Source organism: Sandaracinus amylolyticus (assembly GCF_021631985.1).
GTDB lineage: Bacteria > Myxococcota_A > Polyangia > Polyangiales > Sandaracinaceae > Sandaracinus > Sandaracinus amylolyticus_A.
The window spans coordinates 10,687,424-10,710,209 of record NZ_CP070225.1; the positions used below are offsets into that span (position 1 = coordinate 10,687,424).

Consider the following 22,786-nt stretch of genomic DNA (forward strand, 5'->3'; position numbering starts at 1 on the left):
GCCCGGATGACGACGGTCTCTCCGGGGCGGCATCGCGCGAAGGTGCGCAGCAGCGTCGACGAAGCGCTCGCGCCCCTCTTCGACGGCGCGCGCATCATGGTCGGCGGCTTCGGTCTGTGCGGCAACGCCGAGGCGCTGATCGCGGGCGTGGTGAAGCGCGGCGTCCGCGACCTCACGCTGATCAGCAACAACGCGGGGAACCTCGGCAAGGGCCTGAACGCGTGGCTCGAGGCGGGCATCGTGCGCCGCTTCATCGGCTCGTACATCGGGACCAACGAGGCGCTGCACCGCGCGATGGCCGCGGGCACGGTCGAGGTCGAGATCGTGCCGCAGGGCACGTTCGTCGAGCGCATCCGCGCGGCGGGCGCGGGCATCCCCGCGTTCTACACGCCGACCGGCGTCGGCACCGTCGTCGCGGAGGGCAAGGACACGCGCGACTTCGACGGGCGCACCTACGTGATGGAGCGCGCGCTGCCCGCGGACTTCGCGCTGATCCGCGCGCAGCGCGCCGATGCGTTCGGCAACGCGCGCTTCTGGCGGACCGCCCGCAACTTCTCGCCGGTCATGGCGAGCGCGGCGAAGCAGACGATCGTCGAGTGCGACGAGATCGTGCCGCTCGGCGCGATCGATCCCGACGACGTGCACCTGCCCGGCATCTTCGTGCACCACGTGCTCGAGGTGCGCGAGCACGAGGACCCGTTCGAGTACCGCACCGTCCGCAAGAGGAGCGCCTGAGCGATGCCGTGGACGAAGGAGCAGATGGCCGAGCGCGCCGCGCGCGAGATCGAGCCGGGCAGCATCGTGAACCTCGGCATCGGACTGCCGACGCTCGTCGCCGACTACCTGCCCGACGAGCTCGGCGTCTGGTTCCACAGCGAGAACGGCCTGCTCGGCATGGGCCCGTTCCCCTACGAGGGCGAAGAGGACTCGCAGATCATCAACGCGGGCAAGCAGACCGTCACGGTCGTGCCCGGCGGCTCGACGTTCGACAGCGCGCTGAGCTTCGGGATGATCCGCGGTGGTCACGTCGACCTCGCGATCCTCGGCGCGATGCAGGTCGCGTCGAACGGTGATCTCGCGAACTGGGCGATCCCGGGCGGCAAGGTGATGGGCATCGGCGGCGCGATGGATCTCGCGAGCGGTGCGCGTCGCATCCTCGTGATGACGCAGCACGTCACGAAGGAGGGCGAGCCCAAGCTCGTCGATCGCTGCACGTACCCGCTGACCGCGAAGGGCTGCGTGAACCGCGTCATCAGCGAGCTCGCGGTGATCGACGTGACCCGCGAAGGGTTCCGCGTCGTGGAGATGGCGCCGGGGGTCACGATCGAGGAGCTGCGCGCGAAGACCGGAGCCCCGCTCGCGGGCTGATCCCTGCTCGAGGTGATCCCGGCCGCGGCGCGCCTACATCGCGGTGCAGCGCCCCGCTGTTGCAAGGCGACCCGGCGCCGGGTCTGCTATCTCCGGTCGGGTGATCACCGTGAATCGTGGAACGAACTTCGGACGGCTCGCGGCGCTGCCGCGCCTCGTGAGCATCGCGGCGCTGCTCGCGCTCGCGGGCTGTGGTGGGCAGGACGAGCCGAGCTTCCGGCCCTCGCGCGTCGCGGCGGAGGACCGCGAGCAGCGCGACGAGCAGGTGCCCGCGCGCGAGCGGCCCGTGCAGATCGAGGGCCCGGCGCGACCCGAAGGCGCGCCGCCGGTCGTCGAGGTGCAGGCCCAGCCCCAGGCGGCGATCGATCCGCGCCTCATGAACCCCTCGCAGCTCACCGAGCGTGCGCCCGACGTGTTCGTCGCGGAGCTCGACACCACCGAGGGCCCGATCCGCATCGAGGTGCACCGCGACTGGGCGCCGAACGGCGCGGACCGCTTCTACAACCTCGTGCGCGCCGGGTTCTTCGGCGACGTCGCGTTCTTCCGCGTCATCGACGGCTTCATGGCGCAGGGCGGCATCCACGGGAACCCGACGGTCGCGGCCGCGTGGCAGCGCGCGAACATCCCCGACGATCCGGTCGTGCAGCACAACACGCGCGGCATGGTGAGCTACGCGATGGCGGGCCCCGGCTCGCGCACCACGCAGTTCTTCATCAACCTCGTCGACAACTCGCGGCTCGACGGGATGGGCTTCGCGCCCTTCGGTCGCGTGCTCGACATGGCGACCGTCGATCGCCTCTACAGCGGCTACGGCGAGGGCGCGCCGAGCGGTCGTGGCCCGGCCCAGGCGCGCATCCAGCGCGAGGGCAACACCTACTTGCGCGCGGACTTCCCGGAGCTCGACTACATCCGCAGCGCGCGCATCGCGGAGGGCGCGGGCGCGCGCCCGGCAGGCTCCGTTCCCGGGGCGCCGGGCGCTGCCCGGCGCGCTGAAGGCTCGCCGGCGCGATGATCACGGTGCTGCTCGTCGCGCTCGCGCTCGTGGGGCTGCTCGCTGCGGCCTACGGCGCGGTGCGCTTCGAGCAGCATCGACGCCTGCGCGACGAGCGCACGCGCTGGGAGGACCTCGCGCTCCTGCTCGACGCGGAGCTGCGGGTCGGCGAGGACGGACGGCTCTCGCTCCACGGCGAGCAGGACGACGCGACCTGGATCCTGCGTGCTTCGGGCTCGGAGCTCGCCGACGACACGGCGAGCGCGCGAGCGCTGCTCGAGGTGACCTTCGACGCCGCGGATCGGCTCGCGCCGGCGATCGTGTGGCGCGAGCCGCCGGAGGACGCGGGCGAGCTCGAGCGCGTCGGCACCGAGGAGTTCCGCACGGTGTTCGAGGTCGAGCAGGGCAGCGTGCCCGCGGGATGCGTGCGCTGGATCGAGGATCGCGAGATCCAGGATCTGCTCCTCGCGAGCGGTGCGTTCGCGGCGATGGTGCGCGCGCAGGATCCGCGCAGGCCGACGATCGCGATGGTGCTCGATCAAGTGGACCTCGATGCCGTGCGGCTCGCGATCGAGTGGGCCTCGCGCATGAGCCGCATCGCCCGCGAGGGCATCGCGGCCACCCCGCCTCATTGAGCTCTCCCCGCCCCTCGAGCTCACCAGCGCAACGTCACGCGGTGGGGCGCGAGGGGCTCGGACGGCGGTGAGCCGAGCTGGCCGTGATCGTTCGCGCCCCAGCACCAGAGCTCGTTCGTGAGCGTCGTGGCGCAGGTGTGGGCGCCGCCGCATGCGAGCGCGGTGATCTGGGTGGGCCCTTCGACGCGACGGGGCGAGAGGGCGCCTTCGCTCGGCGGTGCGCCGGACTGGCCGCGATCGTTGGAGCCCCAACAAACGACGCCGAGCTGGTCGACCGCGCAGGTGTGCGACGCGCCGTACGACACGATGCCGTCGTCGACCCGCACCTCGCCGCCCACGCAGACCCGCGAAGGGGTCTGGAGCTCGAAGGGGACGCGCACCCGCGCGTCGGGCGTCTCCTCGCCGGGCGGGACGCCGAGCTCGCCGTGATCGTTCTCGCCCCAGCACTCGACGGCCGACTCGTGGTCCCTCCCGTCGAACGGGATCGCGCACGCGTGGGTCGCACCGAGCGCGGAGATCCCGCGATCCGCGAGCGGCTCGGGGTGCGGTGCCTCGCGCCACGCGCCGTCCTCCCACGGCCCCTCGGGCGGCACGCCGCCCCAGCACCACGTCTGCTCGCGCACTTCGTCGGGATCGAACACGCCGGTGCACGTCCGGAACCCGCCCACGTGCACGACGCCGACCCACGCGTGCTGGGCCACCGGGAGCTCGATCGCGACCGGCTCGGGCGCGGCCACGCCGAACCGGGCTCCATCCCACGCGCCACTGCACATCACCTGACGCTGCGGAGTGTGCGTCTCGTCGAACGTGTCCTGGGTCCAGCACTGATGGAGCGTGCCAGTCTGGATTCCGTTCCACACACCGTCGCTGCGCGACACGAGACGCGGGCTCGGCGCGCCACCCACGATGTCCGCGCGCCCCCAGCAGATCGGATATCCCCAGTACGTGGCGCAGGTGTGCGCCATGCCCGCGGAGAAGCTCGGCAGTCCGCCGGGAGAATCCACCCGTTGATCGACCGGCCCCATCGCGGCGATCACGTCGCGGAGCTCGGGGCGCGACTGGCCATGGGCGTTGTCGCCGAAGCACAGCGCGTCCTCGCCCACGACGATGCAGGTGTGACGCTGCCCCGTCGCGAGCTGGCCGAGCACGCACTCGGTCTCCTCGCCACAGACGATCTCCCCGGGGCCCGCGTCGTGCTGCGGAGTCGGATTGTTCAGCTCGAAGCTGCAGCCCAGCGCGAGCGTCGTGAGCAAGAGTGTCGGAGTTCGCAGCATGGCAGTCAGAGCTCGATTCGCAGGCCGAGGTTCGGGCCGACGATCGGCGGCGTCTTCTGTTGTCGGCAGTCGGTGGGAGGGCCGGTGTCGTCGTTCGTGCAGGAGAGCGCGATCGGCTCCTCGGAGAAGCTCGCGTTGAGCCAGTCGAGCGACACGCGCATGCGGCCCCACCCCGCGTCCCACGCGTACGAGAGCTGGACGTCGAGGCGCGCGTAGGCGTCGAGCTCGCGCTCGAGGCGCTGCGTCGCGCCGACGTCGTCCCGGTAGAACACGCCGCGCGGCGCGCCGCTGCGCACCAGCAGGCGCACGCCCGCGTGGAAGCCCTCGACGACGTGCCACTGCACGACGGTGTTGAGCAGGTGCCGCACGTCGTAGCTCGGACGCATCGCGATCCCCGCGATCTCCTCGACCTCGTTCCAGGCGAGCGTGTAGCTGACCCATCCGCTCACCGGGATCTCGTTCGAGGGCGGCATCCGCACGAAGAGCTCGCCGCCCCACGACGTGCCGTTGGTGCGCGGCACTCCGTCGATCCGCTGGCATCCACCGCCCGGGCGCGCGCAGACCTCCTGCGTGCTCGCCGCGAGCAGGAAGAAGTCGACGAACGCCAGCGCCTCGTAGCGATGCGCGAAGAGCTGGAGCTCCGCCTCGAAGAGCGGGTGCTCGTAGCGCGCGCCGACCTCCGCCTGATAGGCGGTCTGGAGGCCGCGCAGCATCGGCACGTCGGCCACGCCCGGCAGCGGCACCAGGAACGTCGCGGGCTGTCGCACGATCGCGCCCCCGACGTGGAGCTCGAGCGCGTCGAGCACGCGCGCGGTCACCCGCAGCCGCGGATCGATCGCGCCGGTCGCGTAGCTTCCCGCGGTCCAGAGATCGAAGCGACCACCGACCTCGATCGACCAGGTGGGATCGATCGCCCAGATCAGCTCGGCGAACGCGCCCGACGTGCTGCGCACCGCGCTCGTCGAGAACACGCCGTCGTATCGGAAGGGATCGAAGGTGTCGACGTTGGCGGGGGGCACCGAGCGTCCGAACGAGCCGATCGCGTCGGCGCCGATGCGCAGCCGCACCGGCCCCTCCACCAGCGCGAGCCAGAGGCGCGGGCCGATCGTGGTCGCGGCGATCGCGAGCGAGAGCGCGTTCGGATCGTCGGTGCCGATCGAGCTCTCCTCGAACCCGGCGCGGAGCGCGAGGCCCAGCTCCGCGCCCGCGCCGATCCTGCGCACGAAGCGCAGCTCGCCGCGATGGAACTGCACCGTCGTCGTCGTGGTGGTCTCGTCGCTGCGCAGCACGAGCTGATCGAACGAGCCGATCCACACGAGGCGCAGCTCTTCGCGCGACGAGAGCGGGATGCGACCGCGGAGCTGGTAGTCGCCGTAGAAGAGCTCCGCCTCGTCGGTGATCAGCGAGAGCACGAGCCCCGGATACCCGATGCGCAGCGCGCCCATGATCTCGCCTCCGAGGAGCGGCGTCTCGACGTACCCGTTGGCGTCGAGCAGGCGGAGCTCGACCTCGCCGGCGACCCGATCGACGTCGCGCGCCTCGGGCCCCTCGCCGACGATCACGCCGCCGAGGTGACGCCCGTAGCGCGCCGGCGCGACGCCCGCGTGCAGGCGCACCGGGCCGAGCATGCGCGGATGGATCACCGCGGGCCCGATGCCGAGATGGAAGAGCATCGGGAGCGGCAGGTCGTCGTAGACGTAGAGCGAGCTCGCGGGCGGCGCGCCGCGCACGTAGACGTAGGGCACGCCGGTGGCGACCGGGGTCACGCCGGGCATCGCCTCGAGCGCGCGGAAGGGATCGCCGAACGCCCCGGGGACGTCGCGGATCTCGGCGAGCTCGAAGCGACGGGTGCCCGCGGGCAAGGGAGCGCGGGCGCGCGCGGAGAAGAGCGGCTCGCTCGATGGGACGGGCTCGACCGCCGGCTCGGCCTCGGGCTCGTCGGGCCCGTCGGGCCGCGGCGCTTCGACCTCCGGAGGGCGCGCTCGCAGCACGACGCGGGTGCGCGCGGCGACCACGCGATCACCGACGCGCGCCGGCTCGAAGCGCGCCCGCGCGATCACGTCGCGCGCCGCGTCGCACACGCTCGCGTCGTGAGCGCAGCCCTCGAGCTGCGCGCTGCCGTCGATCGCGACGACCACCACCAGCTCGAGCTCCGAGACCGCGGCGCCGTCGGGCAAGACCAGCTCGGGGAGCTCGAGCACCCGTGGTGGGACGCGGGTCTCCTGCGCGCTCGCGGGCGAGGCGAGCGCGACGACCGAGGCGAGCGCGCAGAGCACGAGCGATCGGAGCGGCACGGGGCCTTGGTGGCCGGCACCCCGCTCCGCGTTGCATGGAATTTCGCGCGACACCTTTCGCGACATCGGCCCGCGTGATAGCCGAGCCTCGATGCGCCGGGGTGGGGCCCGGCGCGCGATCAGGAGGGGCAGAGCGATGACCAAGGGTGTCGCGGACTGGTACACACCGCGGATCGCCAAGCGTGCGGAGCTTGCGCGCGCGCTGAAGGCGAAGGGGAGCGCGTGGCTGCGGGGCGCGCGGCTGACCGAGGCGGATCTCGACGAGATCATCCGGCACGGCGACGAGGCCAAGGCGGCGGATCGCGAGCAGCAGGCGCAGCTCGCCGAGCACCACGTCGAGCGCGCGGGGCGCGCGCGCAGCGCGGCGGACGTCACGGAGCGCGAGGACGATCTCGCGGCGACGCTGCCCGCGGTGGCGCACGACCTCCAGGTCGCGGGCCACCGCGAGGACGCGACGTTCCTCGCGAAGCTCTCGTTCGCCCGCTACCGCATGCGCACCCACGACGTCCCGGTGGAGCCGACGACCGAGTCCGAGGCGACGACGATCCGCAAGATCGAGCGCGTCGAGCGGAGCGACGTTCCGACGCGCGCCGAGGGCCTCGCGGCGCTGTGCGAGACGCTGGCGTCGCGGCCCCGGATCGTCCGCGCGCTCGGCGCGCGCGGGCTCGACGCCGCGGCGCTGCGTGCGCTCGGCGAGGACGCGGCCGAGGTCGCGGCGAGCGGGCGCAACTCGCCGCGCGCCGCGGAGGCCACGGCGCGCGAGGCGGCGGCGGTGCGCGCCCAGAAGGTGAAGTGGTCGGCCCTCCGCGGGCTGATCCGCCGCGCGTGCCGCGACGATCGCGAGCTCGGCGCGCTGCTCGCCGACTGCTGACGTCTCGATCCTGGGACTGCGCCGGAATCTCCAATCGTTCCGCACACTCGAAGCGGTCGAAAAGAGGGGCGGCGCAGTCCGGAAGAGCCCCTGCGGAGTCGCGAAGAGCCCCGACGGAGTCGGAACGAGCACCTTCGCGGTCGGAAGAAGGGGTCGCGCCGATCGGGAGAAGGGGTCGCGCCCGGCGCGGGAGCCCCTTCGTGCCGGCGAGCAGGGGTCGCGTCGGTGGCGAAGAGCCCCTGGGCGATGGGAAGTACGGGTCGCGCCGGCCGCGAAGAGGCCCTGCGCGATCGGAAGTACGGGTCGCGTCGATCGCGAAGAGCCCCTGCGCGATCGGTCGCGTCGCACGAGCCGTGGGAGGATGGCGCCGATGCGACGTGGATGGCTCTCGGTCGTGACGCTCGCCGTGCTGGCGTGTGGCGGGGAGACCGGGGCCGTCGAGCCAGTGAGCCCTGGTGAGGCCGCGCCGGCTCGCGCGGTGACGCCCGACCCCGAGGTCGAGGCCGCGACCGCCTGGGCCCGCGCGGCACCCGGGCGAGACGATGCGGCGGTGCAGGTCGTCGAGCGCAGCGGCGCGGGAGACGCGCTGCGGCTGCACGTGATCGCGTGCGACGGCGACGTGACCCTCGACACCTGGCTCGCGCGATCCTGGCCGCGCACCTCGGAGCCGCACTGGGACGTCGCGGCGCTCGTGGCGGCGGTGCAGCGCGCACACGTCGACACCCTGCTCGGCTCGGGCGGGCGCAGGCTCGTGACGATCGACGGCGCGACGTGGGTGTGCCCCGACGCCGAGGCGGCGCCGTGTCTCGAGCTCGCCGCGCCGCGCCGCGCGAGCTCGCTCTGGTGTGACCGCGGTGGCGCGGCGTGCACGATGTGGCTCGACGGCGACGCTGGGCGCCTCGAGACGTGGCGGCTCGAGGACGAGCGTCGGAGACGGACCGGGAGCGCGCTCCAGGGGGTCGTGCATCCGGCGCGCGGCGGGATGCGCGCCGAGCGCGGGCGCTGGGAGACGCTCGTGCGTGCGCCGGAGCGTCCGCCTGCGCTGCGCGACGCCGCGCTGGCTCCGTCACGCGACGTCGACGACGAGCGCTGCGAGCCCACGGTGCGCTCGGTGCGCGAGGGCGACGTGGTGGTGCGCGCGGTGAGCTGCGGTGACGTTCGTCCGTGGACGACGGTCTGGTGGCCGTCGGCGCTGGTGATCACGCGCGCCGGGCGGACGACCGCGACGCCGATCTTCGACGTCGGGCTCGGACCGCCCGAGCCGCTGCGAGTGTTCGACGTCGCCGCGCTCGCCCCGGGAGCGCTCGGCGTGGTGATCGACGAGACCGACGGTGGCTCGCCATCGGGCGCATGGCGCGAGGCGCTCTGGGTGATCACCGACACGCCGCACGGGCTGCGGCACCACGCGCTGACGATCGCCGCGGGTAGCACCCTGGGCCTCGGCACCGAGGACGAGCGAGAGGGCTACGTGGTCGCGGTCGATCGCACGCGGGCGACGCTCGAGGTGAGCGGCCCCGGCGCGGCGCGCTTCGTCGAGTGCGAGCGCTGGTCGGGCACCCACGCGCGGGTGTCGGGTCGCTGGAATGGCGAGCACCACGTCGAGCCGCTCGACGTGCAGGTGCGCTTCGACCCCGAGCGAGGCTTCGAGCTGAGCGAGGGCGACCGCGCCCAGCTCGAGCAGCGCTGCGGGATCTGACGCGCACCGACATCGGCGCGAACGCGAAGCGCGGCCCCGTCGCGAGGTGGCAGACGCCGCTCGAGATCACCCGGCCCAGCGAGAGAACCGGTCCACTCCGAGCGCGATGAAGATCCCCAGCGTCGCGCCGAAGAGCAGGTCCGTCGGCCAGTGCACGCCTGCGTAGAGGCGCGCGAAGCACGCGAGCACCGCGATGATCGCGGCGGGCAGCCCGGCGCGCCATCCGAGGCGGTTCCAGATCCACGCCGCGCCCGCGCCGCACGCGGCGGCGGTGCCCGAGGGCATCGACCACGAGCGCGCGCCGGGCACGCTCCCGAGCACCTCGAGCTGCGCGAGGATCTCGGGGATCGCGGTGGGGCGCGGCCGCGCGAAGAGCGGCTTGAGGAACGTCTCGGTGACGAAGAGCGCGAGCAGGAACGCGAGCAGGCCGTCGCGCGTGGTGGTCGCGACCGCGCGCCGCCGCATGACGAGCAGCGCGACGAGGAACGCGGGATAGAGCAGGTAGCCGTGCTCTCCCAGCGGACCGAGCGCCGCGTCGAGCGCGGGCGATCGGAGGTCGTTGATCGCGACGAGCAGCTCGGCGTCCACGGGCGCACTCTACGCGCCCTCTCTGTGCGAGGCTCGCGCGATGCACGACGAGCTCGACCGGGTCATCGCTGCCGCGCACGACGCGCTCGACGAAGGACGTCACGCCGATGCCCGAGCGATGCTCGAGGCCGCGATCGCGCGGACCGAAGGGCGCGACGAGGTGCGCGCCGAAGCGCTCGGCCTCGCGGCGATCGCGGCGCGCGCCGAGGGCCTGGAGCGCGACGCGCGATCGCTCTCCGATCGCGCCATCGCGCTCGCGTCGCAGTCTCCCGAGCTGCTCGCGGACCTGCTCGAGGATCGCGCGGAGCTCGAGCTCGCGACCCGGGCGCCGTCGAGCGCGACCTCGTTCCTCGAGCGTGCGATCGCGCTGCGCGGGTCGAGCGGCTCCGAGACCTGGCTCGCGCTCGGTGAGGCGCGCCTGCGCGCCGGCGATCTCGACGGCGCCGACGAGGCGCTGACCCACGCCGAGGCGGGCGCGCGCGACGAGGACGACGACGCGGGCATCGCGCTCGCGATCGAGCTGCGCGCCGATGTCGCGCTGGCCCGCCCCGACGCGAGCGCGGCGCTCGCCGAGTACGCCCGCGCGATCGAGGTGTGGCGCGGGCTCGACGACGAAGCGGCGGTGGTGCGCTGTCTGGTCGGTCGCGCGCGCGCGGCCGAGCTCGCCGACGACGTCGATGCGGTCGCGCAGATCCTGCGCGAGCTCGAGGCGGTCGCCGGCGACGTCGAGGGTCGCGACGAGGCGCTCGACGAGGTGCGCGCGCTCGTGCCCTGAATCGGATTGGCGAGCGACGTGCACACCACGAGGCGTGCGCACGCGGACCCTGACGATCTTCGCGCTCTCGCTCGTCGCGTGCGGCGGGGGCGCGGCAACGGGCGACACCACCGGCAAGCCGCGAGGCGACGATGCGCCCCGGCCCATCACACCCACGGTCCATGCGCGGCCGGCGCGTGCCGACGATCTCGCCCTGCGCGTGCACGGCCGATCCCCGGTCCCGCCGATCCCGAGCGGCGATGCGTACCTGGTGCAGCTCGAGATCCGCAACCGCAGCATCCAGCCGATCCTCGTCGGCCCGACGTGGGCGCAGCTCAGCGTGATGCGCGGCGCGCTCCTGGTCCGGGGCTGCGGCAACGCCGAGCCGCGCCGCCTCGCGCTCGAGCCCTCGCTCCGGGGAGGCAGCTCGATCGACGCGGTCGCGCCGCTGCCCTGCGCGCTCACCGAGCCCGGCGACTACACCGTCGTGGTGGTGCTGATGAGCGCCGCGGAGGAGAACGCGGACGCGCCCGAGCGAGCGACCACGTCGGGCACGATGTCGCTGGTGATCAGCCGATGAGCCCGCGCACCGCGACGCTCGCCGCGACCATCCCGAACGTGCCGGTCACGAACGACGCCGAGCCGTCGATGCGCGCGCGCTTCTCGCACGTGTACATCCCGTTGTCCTTGTTGGGACAGACGCACACGAAGCCCTGGCCCTCGTCGTACGAGACCGGCGCGGGCGCGATCGGCGTCTCCTCGCTGTACACCGCGGTCACGCCGATCGGCCTTCCGCGCTTCACCTCGATGCCGTGCTTCACGCGCATGAGGCGGCGCACGTCGCGCGCGAGCGGGCACACCTCGGTGTCGGCGAGATCGGCGGTGCGCACCCGGGTGGGATCGATGCGCGCCGCGGCGCCCATCGACGACACGATCGGGATGCCGCGCGTCACGCAGGTCGCGAGCAGGTGCACCTTCGCGGCGATGCTGTCGATCGCGTCGATCACGTAGTCGATGCGCCCCGAGAGCAGCTCGTCCGCGTCCTCTTCGCGATAGAAGCGGCGCACCGGCTCGATCGTCGCGCTCGGGCTCACGAGCCGCAGGCGCTCGGCCATGATCTCCACCTTCGGCTTGCCGATGTTGCCGCGCATCGCGTGGAGCTGACGGTTCGTGTTGGTCACGCACACGTCGTCGAAGTCGATCAGCGTGACGTGCCCGACGCCGCTGCGCGCGAGCGACTCGGCGGCGAACGATCCGACGCCGCCCATGCCGAAGACGAGGACGCGCGCGCCCGTCAAACGATGGAGCCCCGGCTCGCTGAAGAGGCGCGCCGCGCGATCGAAGCGGCGATGCGTCTTGTAGGTCGACTCGGGCGCCTCTTCGGTGCGCAGGTCGGTGGAGGGCAGCGAGTCGTTCGAGGCGGAGACCAACGGCAACGGCATGAGGGCGCCCAGAATAGCAGTGGTGCGCCGAGAGGCTCCCGCGGCCCGTACGTGCGTGCAGGTGTGACCGTCGGGGGAGCACCGCGGGCATGGAAGCTGCTCAATCGATGCTCCATGCAGTCGCGCCAGCACGTTCCGCAGGTCACCGCCGCCACCGCTCCGGTCGCCCCGCTGCCCGCGCCGGGCCTGGTTTTCGTGGCGATCTCGATGGTCCTGGGCCTCGTCTACGCGCTCGTGGGGCTCGCGAGCTGAGGCGTGCGCGGCGCACGCGATGCGCCGCGCGCACGTTCTGCGCTCCGCTGCCGGAGGGGTCTTGGAAGACCCCTCCCCCCGACCGGCGGAGCCGGATCGGGGCCCCCCACCCCAAACGCTGGGCTGCCGGAGGGGTCTTGGAAGACCCCTCCCCCCGACCGGCGGAGCCGGATCGGGGCCCCCCACCCCAAACGCTGCGCGCGGGGCCCCAGCCCCGCTTGCTCGTCGTCGTGTCACGCACGGCGGAAGAGGCGGATTGCGTTGGCCCACGTGGCGACGCGCAACTCCTGCGCGCCCACCTCTCGCTCGGCGGCGACGGCGCGCACGACCTCGTCCACGTCCGAGGGCTCACCGCGCGTCGCGCCCTCGAGGTGGCCGTCGGGCGCGTCGGTCTCGACCAGGAGCCGCTCGATGGGCACGACGCGCGCGCTCTCCTTCACGCGCCGCGCGCGCGCCCACGTCACGACGGGCCCGATGCCGATCGAGAAGCCCAGCGCGACCCACCGCGCGACGAGCTCGGCGGGCCCGCTCCACGCGTGCACCACGCCGCCCGCGCGCAGCGGCCCATGTCGCTCCATGCGCTCGAGCGCGAGCCCGTGCGCGCCCACCACGTGCAGCACGATCGGCTTCTCGAGCGCGCGCGCGATCTCGACGTGCGCGTCGACGATCTCGCTCTGACGCGCGAGATCGATCGCGACGCGGCGATCGAAGCCGCACTCGCCGATCGCGACCGCGCCGAGCGCCTTCGCGCGCGCCTCCATCGTCGCGAGCGCGTCGTCGACCGCGCACGACGCGAGCACGTAGGGGTGGACGCCGATCGCGATCCGCACCGCGCTCCAGCGCGCGCGAAGCGCGGCGAGCGCGTCCCATCGATCCGGCGACACCGCGGGGACCAGCACGCCGTCGACGCCGCGCTCGATCGCCCGCGCGATCACGTCGTCGCGATCGGGCTCGAGCGCAGGAGCGTCGAGGTGGCAGTGCGAGTCGAAGAGCGCCATCGACGATCCGGAGACGCACCCGAACGAGAGCAAGCGGGGCTGGGGCCCCGCGCGCAGCGTTTGGGGCGGGGGGACCCGATCCGGCTCCGCCGGTCGGGGGGAGGGGTCTTCCAAGACCCCTCCCGAAGCTCAAGCGACGTCGTGCGTCGCCGGCTGGGCCACCTCGGGGACGATGGTCGCGGACAGCCCCGGCTCCGAGGCGAGGACCGCGGCCTCGTCGTCGGGGAACGCCGAGAGCTCGCGCGCGATGCGGCGCAGGAACGACTGCTTCTGGTGGAACGGGAGGAACGCCGCCTTGAAGCCGTTGAGGATCATCCGCTTGATCTCGGGGAGCGTCATGCCGAGCTGGGTGTGGCAGAGCCAGAGCTCCTTCGAGACCGTGGTGTCGGTGATCAGCCGGTTGTCGGTGTTCACCGTCACGCGCAGGCCGAGGTCGTAGTAGAGCTTGATCGGGTGCGTCGCGAGGTCGCGCACCGCGCCGGTCTGCACGTTCGAGCTGGGGCAGCACTCGAGCGCGATCCGGTGATCGTTCACGTAGTGCAGCAGGTCGCCGTCCTCGCGCAGGCGGCATCCGTGGCCGATGCGGTGCGCGCCGCAGACGTGGATCGCCTGGTGGATCGACTCGGGCCCGTACGCCTCGCCCGCGTGGATCGTGACGTTGATGTTGTTGTCGCGGACGAGCTGGAAGCTCTCGCGATGATGCTTCGCGGGGTTGTCGTACTCGGCGCCCGCGAGATCGAACGCGACGACGCCGCGGTTCTTGTACGCGACGGCGAGCTGCGCCATCTCGAGCGAGCTCTGCGGCGAGATGTTGCGGATGCCGCAGATGATGACGTTCGACTCGATGCCGTACTTCTCCTTCGCCTGCCACAGGCCCTCGAGGACGGCCTCGACGACGGTGGTGAGGCGAAGGCCCTTGCGCGTGTGGAGCATGGGCGCGTAGCGCACCTCCATGTACCGCACGTTCTCCTTCGCGCAGTCCTCGCCGAGCTCGAAGGCGACGCGGGTGAGCGCCTCTTCGGTCTGCAGGACCTTGAGGGTGACGTCGAAGGCCTTGAGGTACTCGACGAGCGAACCGGTGTTCTCGCCGAGGTGCATCGCCTTCGCGAGCTCGGCAGGGGTACGTCCCGGGAGCTGGATTCCGTCCTGCTCCGCGAGCTCCAGGATCGTCTCCAGACGCAGCGACCCGTCGAGGTGGACGTGCAGGTCGGTCTTGGGGAGACGCTCGAAGAACGAGAGAGGGAGTGCCATAAGGGCGTGTAGCACCACGCCCCCTGGCGATCAACCGTAGTACCGGGTCTCCACTCGGTCGCGGTCCGGGGCTCAGCGCCGGAGCTTGGCGAGCACGTCGGCGAGCCGATCTCGCGGCAGGCTCACCCGCGTGGGCATGCCGCCCTCGAGGCCGAGCAGCGCGAGCAGGTCGACGCCGCTGTCGAAGCGCGCGGCGGCCGTGACCGTCGTCTCGTCGTGCACGACCGAGATGAGCGCGCGCTCCTGGCCGAGCAGCAGCAGCAGCGTCTTGTCGTAGTAGGTCTTCGCGTCGCGCGCGTCGACGACCGCGACGTCGCGCTCGATCTCGTAGGCCTTCGCGAGACGGCGCGCCTCGTCCTCGAGCGCGCGGAGCTCGTCGGCGGCTGCGCGGATCGGCTCGAAGAGCTCGCGGTCGGTCGCGCCGGTCGCGAGGAAGCGCACCACGAGGCCCTTCATCGCGTCGTCGCGCGGGCGCGCACGCAGCGCACGATCGATCAGGAGCGCGCGCTCGCTCGGCGTGCCGATGCGGGTGTCGATCGCGCGCGCGTCGTCGTCGGCGCCCTCGTAGGGCTCGACGCCTCCGCGGATCCACTTCGCCGCCGAGCAGAGCCCGTCGAAGTCGATGTGGCAGCAGATCGTGTCGATCGGCCCCGCCTGTGCGACGCGCTCGGGCGTGACCATCTCCGGGCAAGCACCGTGCTGCGCCTTCGTCGCGAGCACGAAGCGCGGATCGCTGCGGAACTGCTCGTGCAGCACGTGATCGTGGTGATCGATCCACATCGCGAGCCGCGGGCCGAGGCCGTCGATCAGCTTCTTCGTGACCTTCTGGAAGCTCGCGCCCGAGCCCTCGGCGGCGAACGCGATGTCGAGCACCACGACGCGCCCCGCCAGCTCGCTCGCGCGCGGCAGCTTGCGAGGGGTGCCGAACGCGAGGTGGGGGAACTTCGTGGTCGTCATGGTTCGGTGGTCCGAGCCGCGGAACATGGGGTGGGGGTGCACGTGGTGCAAGCAACGCCGCGGGCCACTCGGTCCCGGGCTTGCGTCACGCGGAGCGGGACGGAGATGCGCACACGGACGAGGTGCGATTGAGCGGAGGATCCAAGCGCGACATCCGGAACGTGCTCGACGCGCTGCTCGCGTTCGCGGGCGTGATCGAGCGCGACGGAACGCTCGTCGAGGTGAATCGCGCCGCGCTGGAGAGCGCCGGGAGGCGGCCCGAGGAGGTGATCGGGCACAAGGCCTGGGAGGCCTACTGGTTCACCTACGACGATCGGGTGGTGCAGCGCGTGCGCGAGGGGACGGAGCGCGCGGCGCGCGGCGAGCACGTGCGCTTCGACGTCGACGTGCGGGTCGCGGGAGGCCGTCTCGTCTCGATCGACCTGCAGCTCGTCCCGGTGCGCGAGGATCACGGCGAGGTCGCGTACGTGGTGCTCTCGGCGGTCGACGTCACGGCGCGCAAGCAGAGCGAGGAGGCGCTGCGCCGCAGCGAAGCGGAGGCGAGGCGCCGCGCCGCGGAGCTCGAGGCCACCTATCGCACCGCACCGATCGGGCTCTGCGTGATCGATCGCGAGATGCGGTGGGTGCGCATCAACGAGCGCCTCGCGGAGATGAACGGCCTGCCGGTGGCGGAGCACATCGGCCGGCGCGCCCGCGATCTGTTGCCTGCCGTCGCCGAGCAAGCGGAGCCCTTCGTGCGGCGCGTGCTCGAGACCGGCGAGCCGATCTTGCGGGTCGAGCTCGAGGGCGAGACGCCGGCGCAGCCCGGTGTGCAGCGGACCTGGGTCGAGAGCTTCTTCCCGCTGCGCGACGACGCGAGCGGCGAGGTGGTCGCGATCAACGTCGTCGTGTGGGAGACGACCGAGGCGAAGCGCGTGGAGCGCGCGCTGCGCGAGAGCGAGCAGCGACTGCGGCTCGCCGCGAGCGCGGCGGGCTTCGGCACCTTCGAGGTGCGCGAGGACAAGAGCAGCTGCTGGTCGCCCGAGCTCCGTCGCATCGTCGGTGTGCCTGAGGACTGCGACCGGATCACGATCGACGTGATCGAGCGCTTGCTCCATCCCGACGATCGCGCCCGCGTGATGCAGGAGATCGCGCACGCCGTCGATCCCCGGGGCGACGGAGTGTTCGAGAGCGAGCACCGCTTCGTGCGTCCCGACGGGCACGTGGTCTGGGTGTTGGCGCGCGGGCGCTCGGAGTTCGCGGGGAAGGGTGACGCGCGGCGATTCGTGGGCGCGACGGGGGCCGTGATCGACGTGAGCGCGCGCAAGGAGCGCGAGGAGGAGCGGCTGCGCGAGGAGGCGCGGTGGCGGCTGACGATCGACGCATCGGGCGCGGCCGACTGGGAGTACTGGGCGACCACCGCGACGCTCCGGTGGTCGGAGCGCATGCTGGGCCTGTGGGGCGCGACGCCGGACACGACGATCGACGAGGCGCTGCAGCGGCTCCATCCCGACGACGTCGCGAAGTCGCGCGACGCGTTCCAGCGCAGCCTCGACCCGAGCGGCGACGGCGTGTACTTCGACGAGACGCGCGTGCTCGGGACCGACGGGCAGATGCACTGGCTCGAGTCGCGCGGTCGCACGACGTTCGAGGACACGCCGGAGGGACGACGGCCCGTCGTGCTGCGCGCGGTCACGCTCGACGTGTCGGAGCGCAAGCGTGCGGAAGAGGAGCGAGCACGCCTGCTCGAGAGCGAGCGGCGCGCGCGCGAGGACGCCGAGCGCGCGAGCCGGATGCGCGACGAATTCCTCGCGACGATCTCGCACGAGCTGCGCACGCCGCTGAACGCGATCCTCGGGTGGGCGCATCTGTTGCGGAGCGGTCCGGAGGATCGCGCGCGCCTCGAGCGCGGGCTCGACGTGATCACGCGCAACGCGCAGCTGCAGGCGACGCTGATCGCCGATCTGCTCGACATGAGCCGCATCATCGCGGGCAAGCTCGTGCTCGACGTGCATCCGCTCGATCCGAGCGCGGTGGTCGCGGCGGCGCTCGAGTCGCTGCGCGTGGCCGCGGGCGCGAAGGACATCACGCTGCGCACGGTGCTCGACTCGCCGGTGCCGCGGGTGCGTGGCGACGCGGCGCGGCTGCAGCAGGTGATCTGGAACCTGCTCTCGAACGCGATCAAGTTCACGCCGCGCGGCGGGCGCGTGGAGGTGTCGATCTCGGCGCGCGACCGCGAGGTGGAGATCGCGGTCGCGGACAGCGGGCAGGGGATCGATCCCGAGTTCCTGCCGCACGTCTTCGAGCGCTTCCGTCAGGCCGATCAGACGACGACGCGACGCCACGGCGGGCTCGGGCTGGGGCTCGCGATCGTGCAGCAGATCGTGCAGATGCACGGGGGCACCGTGCGCGCGGAGAGCGAGGGCGTCGGCCAGGGCGCGCGCTTCGCGATCGTGCTGCCCGCGGAGGCGCGCGAGGTCGTGGCGACGCCGGCGGCGGAGCGCGCGCGGCGAGGGCCCGATGCGCTGCGGCGGCTCGGCGGCGTGCGCGTGCTGGTGGTCGACGACGAGCCCGACGCGCGCGACGTGATCGCGCAGGTGCTCGAGCTCGCGGAGGCCGACGTGTCGACCGCGTCGTCGGCGGACGAAGCGCTCGAGGTGATGGAGCGCGCGCCCTTCGACGTGCTGCTGAGCGACATCGGGATGCCGCAGCGCGACGGGTACGCGCTGATCGAGGAGGTGCGCCGGCGCGGCATCGCGGTGCCGGCCGCGGCGCTCACGGCGTTCGCGCGCGATCAGGATCGCAAGCGCGCGCTGGCCGCCGGGTACCAGGTGCACATCCCGAAGCCGGTGGAGCCCGACGCGCTGATCGCCGCCGTCGCGTCGCTCGCGACGGTAGGATGAGCGCGTGACCGCAGAGCTCTCGGCGCCGCTGCGCGCGTTCTCGGACACGCTGCTCGCGATGCGTCCCGAGCTCGCGCGGCACGTCGCGGTGGTCGACTCGACGATCGAGATCGCGTCGCCCACCGGCGAGCACGCGCGGCGCATCGTGATCTGGGACGAGGAGGGCGAGCTCGGGCTGGCCTTCGGCTCGTGGCACACCCACGGCCGCGTCGCGCTGGCGTGCGAGCAGGGCGCGGCCGACGAGCTCGACGCGGTGATGCGCGTCGCGCTCGCGATCGTCGCCGGCGAGATGGTCATCGCGCAGGAGATCGGCGGGCCCCACGACGGCAGCGAGCTCGTCTTCGATCTGCGCGCCCCGGAGGCGCTGCTCGACGAGCTCACGAGCAAGCTCTCGCCGGGACGCGTGCGCATCGCGAGCTGGAGCGGTGCAGACGATCGCGAGGTCTCGCTCGACGATCTCGGCTGACTCGACGCGGCGCGCTCCGCGCTCCACGAATGCATCGATGCGACGGGGACGAGGGCGCACCGTGCTCGCGATCGTGGCGACCGATCGCACGTTCGAGCGCAGCGAGGTGCGCGGCGATCGCGTGTGGGTCGGGCGCTGCATCCACTGCAACGCGCGCGTGGTGGTCGAGGAGAGCGGCGAGACGATCGCGACGATCGAGCACATCGAGCCGACGACGCACGGCGGGACCGACGAGGTGTCGAACCTCGCGCTCGCGTGCGCGCGCTGCAACCAGGCCAAGGGCGCGCGCCTCGACGTGCGGAGGCGCGACGATCCCACGCTCTGCGCGGTGATCGAGACGCTGAGGACGCGACGGCGCGAGCGCTGGCGCGACCCGCTCTACTGATTGCGCTCGTAGAGCAGGCGCAGACCCTCGAGCGTGAGGTCGGGGACGACCTCCTCGATGGTGCGCGACTCGGGCGCGACGAGGCGCGCGAGGCCGCCGGTCGCGAGCACGCGGCACGGGCCTTCGATCTCGTCGCGGATGCGATCGACGAGCCCGTCGACCAGCCCGACGTAGCCGAACACGATGCCCGACTGCACCGAGTGCTGGGTGTTGCGCCCGATCGCGCGCGGCGGCTTCGCGATCGGGATGCGCGACAGGCGCGCGGCGCGGCTGAAGAGCGCCTCGGCGCTGATCTGCATGCCGGGCGCGATCACGCCGCCGAGGAACTCGCCCTTCGGTGAGACGCAGTCGAAGTTGGTGCCGGTGCCGAAGTCGACGACCACGACCGCGCTCTTGCAGCGCTCGAACGCGGCCACTGCGTTCGCGATGCGATCGGCGCCGACCTCGCGCGGGTTCTCGTAGAGGATCGGCATGCCCGTCTTGATGCCGGGGCCGACCTGCATCGTCTCGTGCCCGAACGCGCGGCGCGCGGCGTGGCAGATCGGATCGGTCAGCGCGGGCACGACCGACGCGACGATGCTCGCGTGCACGTGACGTCGATCGACGCCCGCGACGTCCATCAGGGTGAGCAGCAGCACGAGGATCTCGTCGCTGGTCCGGCCCTTCGAGCTCTCGATGCGGAAGTCGTGGGCGAGCTTCGGGCCGTCCCAGAGCCCGAGCACGGTGTGCGTGTTGCCGACGTCGATCGTGAGGAGCATGCGCGCCTCAGCGCGGGCGCAGCGCGAGGGTGCGCTGCATGAGGCGGCCGAAGGTCGCGGGCTCGAGCTCCATCGGGCGCGACACGCGCGCGACCGGAGCGCTGGCCACCGGCTCGACCGGGAGGAGCTCGGCGGGCTCCTGGGCACGCGCGGCGAGCTCGCGTGCCTGCTGCTCCGCGCGCTCCTGGGCTTGCTGCTCGGCGCGGGCCTGGGCCTCGCGCTCGGCGCGGGCGCGGGCCTCGCGACCGGCGCGCTCCTGGGCCTCGCGCTCGGCGCGCTCGGCGGCTTCGCGCTCGGCGCGGGCGCGGGCCTCGCGCTCCTGGGCCTCGCGCTCGGCGCGTGCGCGTGCTTCGCGTTCGGCGGCCTCGCGCTCGGCGCGTGCGCGTGCTTCGCGCTCGGCGGCCTCGCGCTCGGCGCGCTCGCGGGCCTCGCGCTCCTGCTGCTCGCGGGCTTCGCGCTCGCGCTGGGCGCGCGCCTCGGCCTCGCGCATCGCGGCGCCGTCGGCGATCTCGATCTCGCCGGTGCGCACCTCGGCGAACTCGCCGGTCTGCGCGAGCTCCTCGTCCTCCTCGACGACGACCTCGATGTCCGGCTCGGCCTTGTCGCGCGGGACCGCGAGCGCCTGCTCCATCGGCGTCGGCGCGCGCATCTTCGCGGGCGCCGCGGCGGCCGCGGGCTTCGCCACAGCGGGCGCGGGCGCGGACACGACCGGGGCCGCGGCCTTCGTCACGGGCGGGGCGACGCCACCGGCGCGCCCGCGCAGCACGTCCTCGAGGCTCGGCGGTGCGGGCCGGCGATTGCGCTGCACGCGCTCGAGCAGCGCTTCGAGCTTTCCGACGTCGCTCATCCCGCTGCCTCCGCGTCCGCGCTCACCGCGAGACGCCCGACGATCGCGGGCACGTCGTCGCCGGCGCGCGACCAGTTCCACACCAGCTCCGCGATCTGCGGATCGACGAGCAGGAAGCGCCCGTCGCTCGAGACCGGCACGCACGCGACCTCGTGCCGCGCGAGCGCCGAGAAGAGCCCGCCGAGCAGCGCCGCGATCGCGAGGTGATCCGCGTCGAGCTGCGGCAGCTGATCGAGGCGCGCGCAGAGCGCATCGCCCCAGCGCTCGAGCCGCAGCCGGCCCCATCCGAAGAGCGACACGATGGTCGCGGCGTGACCGAGCACCAGCTCGGGCGGCGCCTCGCGCGCCTCGCCCTCGAGCGCGCGCGCGACCTCTTCGCCCATGTGGCGACCGAGGCGACGCACCGCGGTGAGATCCCCGTTCTGCACCGCCGCGGAAACGAGCGGCGCGACGACGGTGTCGGAGAGCACGAGGACCCGGTTCCCACTCCGCGCTCGCACCTCGCCTCCCGCGAGGTCGAACTCGAAGAAACCCCCGGGGTCGAAGGGCGAAGGCTGAGGCATGCTCGAGTGGCTCTCCTGCCCGTGCTTGTGTAGAAGCTTCGCAGGCTCGGTGTCAACTTCCGTTCGGTTTTCGCGCACCTGCGCGCTCCTCGTGGTCGCGCTCGTCGCGTCGGTCGTGCACGCGCAGGACGACGACGTGTCGCGCGAGGACGGCGTGATCGACGCGTGGGCGCGGGCCATCGCCGAGGGCAGCATGCCGCGCTGGACCGGGCCTCGCGTCGCGTGGAGCGAGCCCACGCCGCGTCCCGAGGACGACGCCGCGGTCGCGCGCTCGATGCTCGCGCCGGTCGCGGTGCACGGCGAAGGCGACGTCGAGGCGACGCTCGAGGCGCTCGAGGCCGCGCACGACTGGATGGCGTCGAACGGGTGGGGCGAGCCCTATCCCGATGGTGGGCGCGGTGGGGGCGACGAGCTCGACGTGTACCTCGTCGACGCGCTCCCCGCGGCGGGTCGCTTCGAGGAGCCCGAGGCCGCGCCCGGCGAGAGCGAGGAGGTGCCGCCGCGCTCGGTGCGCATCGGATGGGACGTGCCGATCGGATGGGCGTCGCTCGACGCGGTGACCAGCTTCGCGATGATCGACGCGCGCAGCCCGGACCTCGCGAGCTGTGCGGTGTACGCCTACGCGCAGGCGCTGCTCGCCCAGCAGGATCCCGCGGAGGCGCCGGCGTGGCGTCGTGCGATCGCGGCGTTCGTGGCGTGGCAGGTGACGGGCTCGTTCGGGTGCGCCGAGGACGCGCTCGCGGCGCAGCAGGCGAGCGCGCATCGAGCGCTGGTCTCGCACGCGCCGGGCTCGGGCGAAGGCGGCGCGATGCTGCTGGGCGCGATCAGCGCGCGTCACGACGGAGGCAGCGGCGACTTCGTGCGCGACCTGGTGCAGGGCGCGCGGCAGTGGACGTGGGAGGGCGAGGGGCTGCGCGCCGAGCCCGACGTGTGGCACGCGATCGCGCACTTCCTGTCGCTCTCGCGCACCCGCGGGACGTGGCCGCGCTTGCTCGAGGAGGTCGCGGTCGCGCGGTACTTCACCGGGGCGCGTGCGGGGCGCGGCGCGGGATCGATCGCGATGATGCGCGACGTGCCGGGCGAGGTGCCGGTGGCGCGCGTGGAGTGGGCGCGACTGCCGCGCTCGCCGTACCGCGGTGAGCTCGAGCTGGAGCCCGGCGGGAGCGCGTACGTGAGCGTCGACGTACGCGGCGCGCCCGAGGGATCGCGGCTGCGCGTGTGGCTCCGCGGCGAGCACGGCGTGACCTGGTCGATGGTCGCGGTGCGGCTCGATGCGAGCGGGCGAGAGCTCGGGCGGATGCGTACGCCGATTCGTCGCGAGCCGCGCGCGTATCTACCGGTCGAGCTCGACGCGAACGTCGCCGAGGTGCTCGTCGTGATCACGAACGTGTCGTGGCGTCGGCCCGACGCCGACGAGCCCGACGAGAACGTGCGCGGGTTCCGCGTGGTCGTGGATCGGGCGGTGGAGAGCCAGTAGGACGGATCCGAAAGAGCCGTCGTGGACGGCGGTGGGA

Annotated in this window: 23 protein-coding genes; 13 read left to right on the forward strand and 10 right to left on the reverse strand. The window is 73.1% G+C overall.

Features of this window, described 5'->3' with window-relative positions; genetic code table 11:
• Positions 1 to 6: 6 nt before the first annotated feature.
• The 4 genes from I5071_RS45415 to I5071_RS45430 all read left to right on the forward strand — a co-directional run bounded on the left by I5071_RS45415 (position 7) and on the right by I5071_RS45430 (position 2,994).
• Positions 7 to 735, forward strand: a complete 729-nt coding sequence (locus tag I5071_RS45415) for a CoA transferase subunit A (protein WP_236519709.1) — start codon at positions 7 to 9, stop codon at positions 733 to 735.
• Between the two features lie 3 nt (positions 736 to 738).
• Positions 739 to 1,368 (forward strand): CoA transferase subunit B, encoded by a 630-nt coding sequence (locus I5071_RS45420; RefSeq protein WP_236519710.1) that lies wholly within the window; start codon positions 739 to 741, stop codon positions 1,366 to 1,368.
• A gap of 109 nt (positions 1,369 to 1,477) precedes the next feature.
• On the forward strand, positions 1,478 to 2,380 hold the full coding sequence (locus tag I5071_RS45425) for a peptidylprolyl isomerase (protein ID WP_236519711.1): 903 nt from the start codon (positions 1,478 to 1,480) through the stop codon (positions 2,378 to 2,380).
• The gene (locus tag I5071_RS45430; RefSeq protein WP_236519713.1) at positions 2,377 to 2,994 is read left to right on the forward strand and encodes a hypothetical protein; all 618 of its coding nucleotides are present in this window, start codon (positions 2,377 to 2,379) and stop codon (positions 2,992 to 2,994) included. Before I5071_RS45425 ends, I5071_RS45430 begins: the two co-directional genes overlap by 4 nt.
• Positions 2,995 to 3,014: 20 nt before the next feature.
• On the opposite strand, the gene I5071_RS45435 is transcribed toward I5071_RS45430, so the two are convergent.
• Entirely contained in the window at positions 3,015 to 4,268 is a 1,254-nt protein-coding gene (locus tag I5071_RS45435; protein ID WP_236519714.1) for an RCC1 domain-containing protein, read from the reverse strand.
• A 5-nt stretch (positions 4,269 to 4,273) separates the two neighbouring features.
• A complete protein-coding gene (locus I5071_RS45440) occupies positions 4,274 to 6,562 on the reverse strand; it encodes a TonB-dependent receptor (RefSeq protein WP_236519716.1) in 2,289 nt (762 codons plus the stop codon).
• 136 nt (positions 6,563 to 6,698) lie between these two features.
• Here I5071_RS45440 and I5071_RS45445 point away from each other — a divergent pair, with 136 nt between their 5' ends.
• On the forward strand, positions 6,699 to 7,433 hold the full coding sequence (locus I5071_RS45445) for a hypothetical protein (protein ID WP_236519717.1): 735 nt from the start codon (positions 6,699 to 6,701) through the stop codon (positions 7,431 to 7,433).
• 370 nt (positions 7,434 to 7,803) lie between these two features.
• Complete coding sequence (locus I5071_RS45450; RefSeq protein ID WP_236519718.1) at positions 7,804 to 9,129, forward strand: hypothetical protein; 1,326 nt, start codon at positions 7,804 to 7,806, stop codon at positions 9,127 to 9,129.
• 66 nt (positions 9,130 to 9,195) lie between these two features.
• Here I5071_RS45450 and I5071_RS45455 read toward each other — a convergent pair whose 3' ends face one another.
• Positions 9,196 to 9,717 (reverse strand): phosphatase PAP2 family protein, encoded by a 522-nt coding sequence (locus I5071_RS45455; protein WP_236519720.1) that lies wholly within the window; start codon positions 9,715 to 9,717, stop codon positions 9,196 to 9,198.
• A gap of 40 nt (positions 9,718 to 9,757) precedes the next feature.
• Here I5071_RS45455 and I5071_RS45460 point away from each other — a divergent pair, with 40 nt between their 5' ends.
• Together I5071_RS45460 and I5071_RS45465 are read left to right on the forward strand one after the other, a co-directional pair.
• On the forward strand, positions 9,758 to 10,492 hold the full coding sequence (locus I5071_RS45460; RefSeq protein WP_236519721.1) for a hypothetical protein: 735 nt from the start codon (positions 9,758 to 9,760) through the stop codon (positions 10,490 to 10,492).
• 34 nt (positions 10,493 to 10,526) lie between these two features.
• Positions 10,527 to 11,051, forward strand: a complete 525-nt coding sequence (locus I5071_RS45465; protein ID WP_236519722.1) for a hypothetical protein — start codon at positions 10,527 to 10,529, stop codon at positions 11,049 to 11,051.
• On the opposite strand, the gene I5071_RS45470 is transcribed toward I5071_RS45465, so the two are convergent.
• Positions 11,041 to 11,913 carry a tRNA threonylcarbamoyladenosine dehydratase gene (locus I5071_RS45470; protein ID WP_236519723.1) on the reverse strand — a complete coding sequence of 291 codons (873 nt, stop codon included), beginning with the start codon at positions 11,911 to 11,913 and terminating at the stop codon, positions 11,041 to 11,043. The two genes, I5071_RS45465 and I5071_RS45470, sit on opposite strands and share 11 nt — an antisense overlap.
• A gap of 114 nt (positions 11,914 to 12,027) precedes the next feature.
• Between I5071_RS45470 and I5071_RS45475 the strand changes: the two genes are divergently transcribed.
• A complete protein-coding gene (locus tag I5071_RS45475; protein ID WP_157069623.1) occupies positions 12,028 to 12,165 on the forward strand; it encodes a hypothetical protein in 138 nt (45 codons plus the stop codon).
• A 233-nt stretch (positions 12,166 to 12,398) separates the two neighbouring features.
• Here I5071_RS45475 and I5071_RS45480 read toward each other — a convergent pair whose 3' ends face one another.
• The 3 genes from I5071_RS45480 to I5071_RS45490 all read right to left on the reverse strand — a co-directional run bounded on the left by I5071_RS45480 (position 12,399) and on the right by I5071_RS45490 (position 15,371).
• Complete coding sequence (locus tag I5071_RS45480) at positions 12,399 to 13,163, reverse strand: TatD family hydrolase (RefSeq protein ID WP_236519724.1); 765 nt, start codon at positions 13,161 to 13,163, stop codon at positions 12,399 to 12,401.
• Between the two features lie 129 nt (positions 13,164 to 13,292).
• Entirely contained in the window at positions 13,293 to 14,414 is a 1,122-nt protein-coding gene (gene add, locus I5071_RS45485; protein WP_236519725.1) for an adenosine deaminase, read from the reverse strand.
• 72 nt (positions 14,415 to 14,486) lie between these two features.
• The gene (locus I5071_RS45490; protein ID WP_236519726.1) at positions 14,487 to 15,371 is read right to left on the reverse strand and encodes a hypothetical protein; all 885 of its coding nucleotides are present in this window, start codon (positions 15,369 to 15,371) and stop codon (positions 14,487 to 14,489) included.
• Between the two features lie 128 nt (positions 15,372 to 15,499).
• Here I5071_RS45490 and I5071_RS45495 point away from each other — a divergent pair, with 128 nt between their 5' ends.
• Genes I5071_RS45495 through I5071_RS45505 form a run of 3 tightly spaced genes read left to right on the forward strand, consistent with a single transcriptional unit; the run spans position 15,500 to position 19,104 of the window.
• Positions 15,500 to 18,253, forward strand: a complete 2,754-nt coding sequence (locus tag I5071_RS45495; protein WP_236519728.1) for a PAS domain S-box protein — start codon at positions 15,500 to 15,502, stop codon at positions 18,251 to 18,253.
• Positions 18,254 to 18,257: 4 nt separating this feature from the next.
• On the forward strand, positions 18,258 to 18,719 hold the full coding sequence (locus I5071_RS45500) for a hypothetical protein (protein ID WP_236519729.1): 462 nt from the start codon (positions 18,258 to 18,260) through the stop codon (positions 18,717 to 18,719).
• Positions 18,720 to 18,756: 37 nt separating this feature from the next.
• Positions 18,757 to 19,104 (forward strand): HNH endonuclease, encoded by a 348-nt coding sequence (locus tag I5071_RS45505; protein ID WP_236519730.1) that lies wholly within the window; start codon positions 18,757 to 18,759, stop codon positions 19,102 to 19,104.
• Here the strand turns inward: I5071_RS45505 and I5071_RS45510 are convergent.
• From I5071_RS45510 to I5071_RS45520, 3 genes are read right to left on the reverse strand one after another with little or no spacing between them, the layout of a single operon-like run.
• Entirely contained in the window at positions 19,098 to 19,862 is a 765-nt protein-coding gene (locus tag I5071_RS45510) for a type III pantothenate kinase (protein WP_236519731.1), read from the reverse strand. The two genes, I5071_RS45505 and I5071_RS45510, sit on opposite strands and share 7 nt — an antisense overlap.
• A gap of 7 nt (positions 19,863 to 19,869) precedes the next feature.
• Positions 19,870 to 20,709 (reverse strand): hypothetical protein, encoded by an 840-nt coding sequence (locus tag I5071_RS45515; RefSeq protein ID WP_236519732.1) that lies wholly within the window; start codon positions 20,707 to 20,709, stop codon positions 19,870 to 19,872.
• Complete coding sequence (locus I5071_RS45520) at positions 20,706 to 21,272, reverse strand: hypothetical protein (RefSeq protein WP_236519733.1); 567 nt, start codon at positions 21,270 to 21,272, stop codon at positions 20,706 to 20,708. The genes I5071_RS45515 and I5071_RS45520 overlap by 4 nt, the downstream gene beginning before the upstream one ends.
• Positions 21,273 to 21,363: 91 nt before the next feature.
• Here I5071_RS45520 and I5071_RS45525 point away from each other — a divergent pair, with 91 nt between their 5' ends.
• Positions 21,364 to 22,749, forward strand: a complete 1,386-nt coding sequence (locus tag I5071_RS45525; protein WP_236519734.1) for a hypothetical protein — start codon at positions 21,364 to 21,366, stop codon at positions 22,747 to 22,749.
• Positions 22,750 to 22,786: the final 37 nt, after the last annotated feature.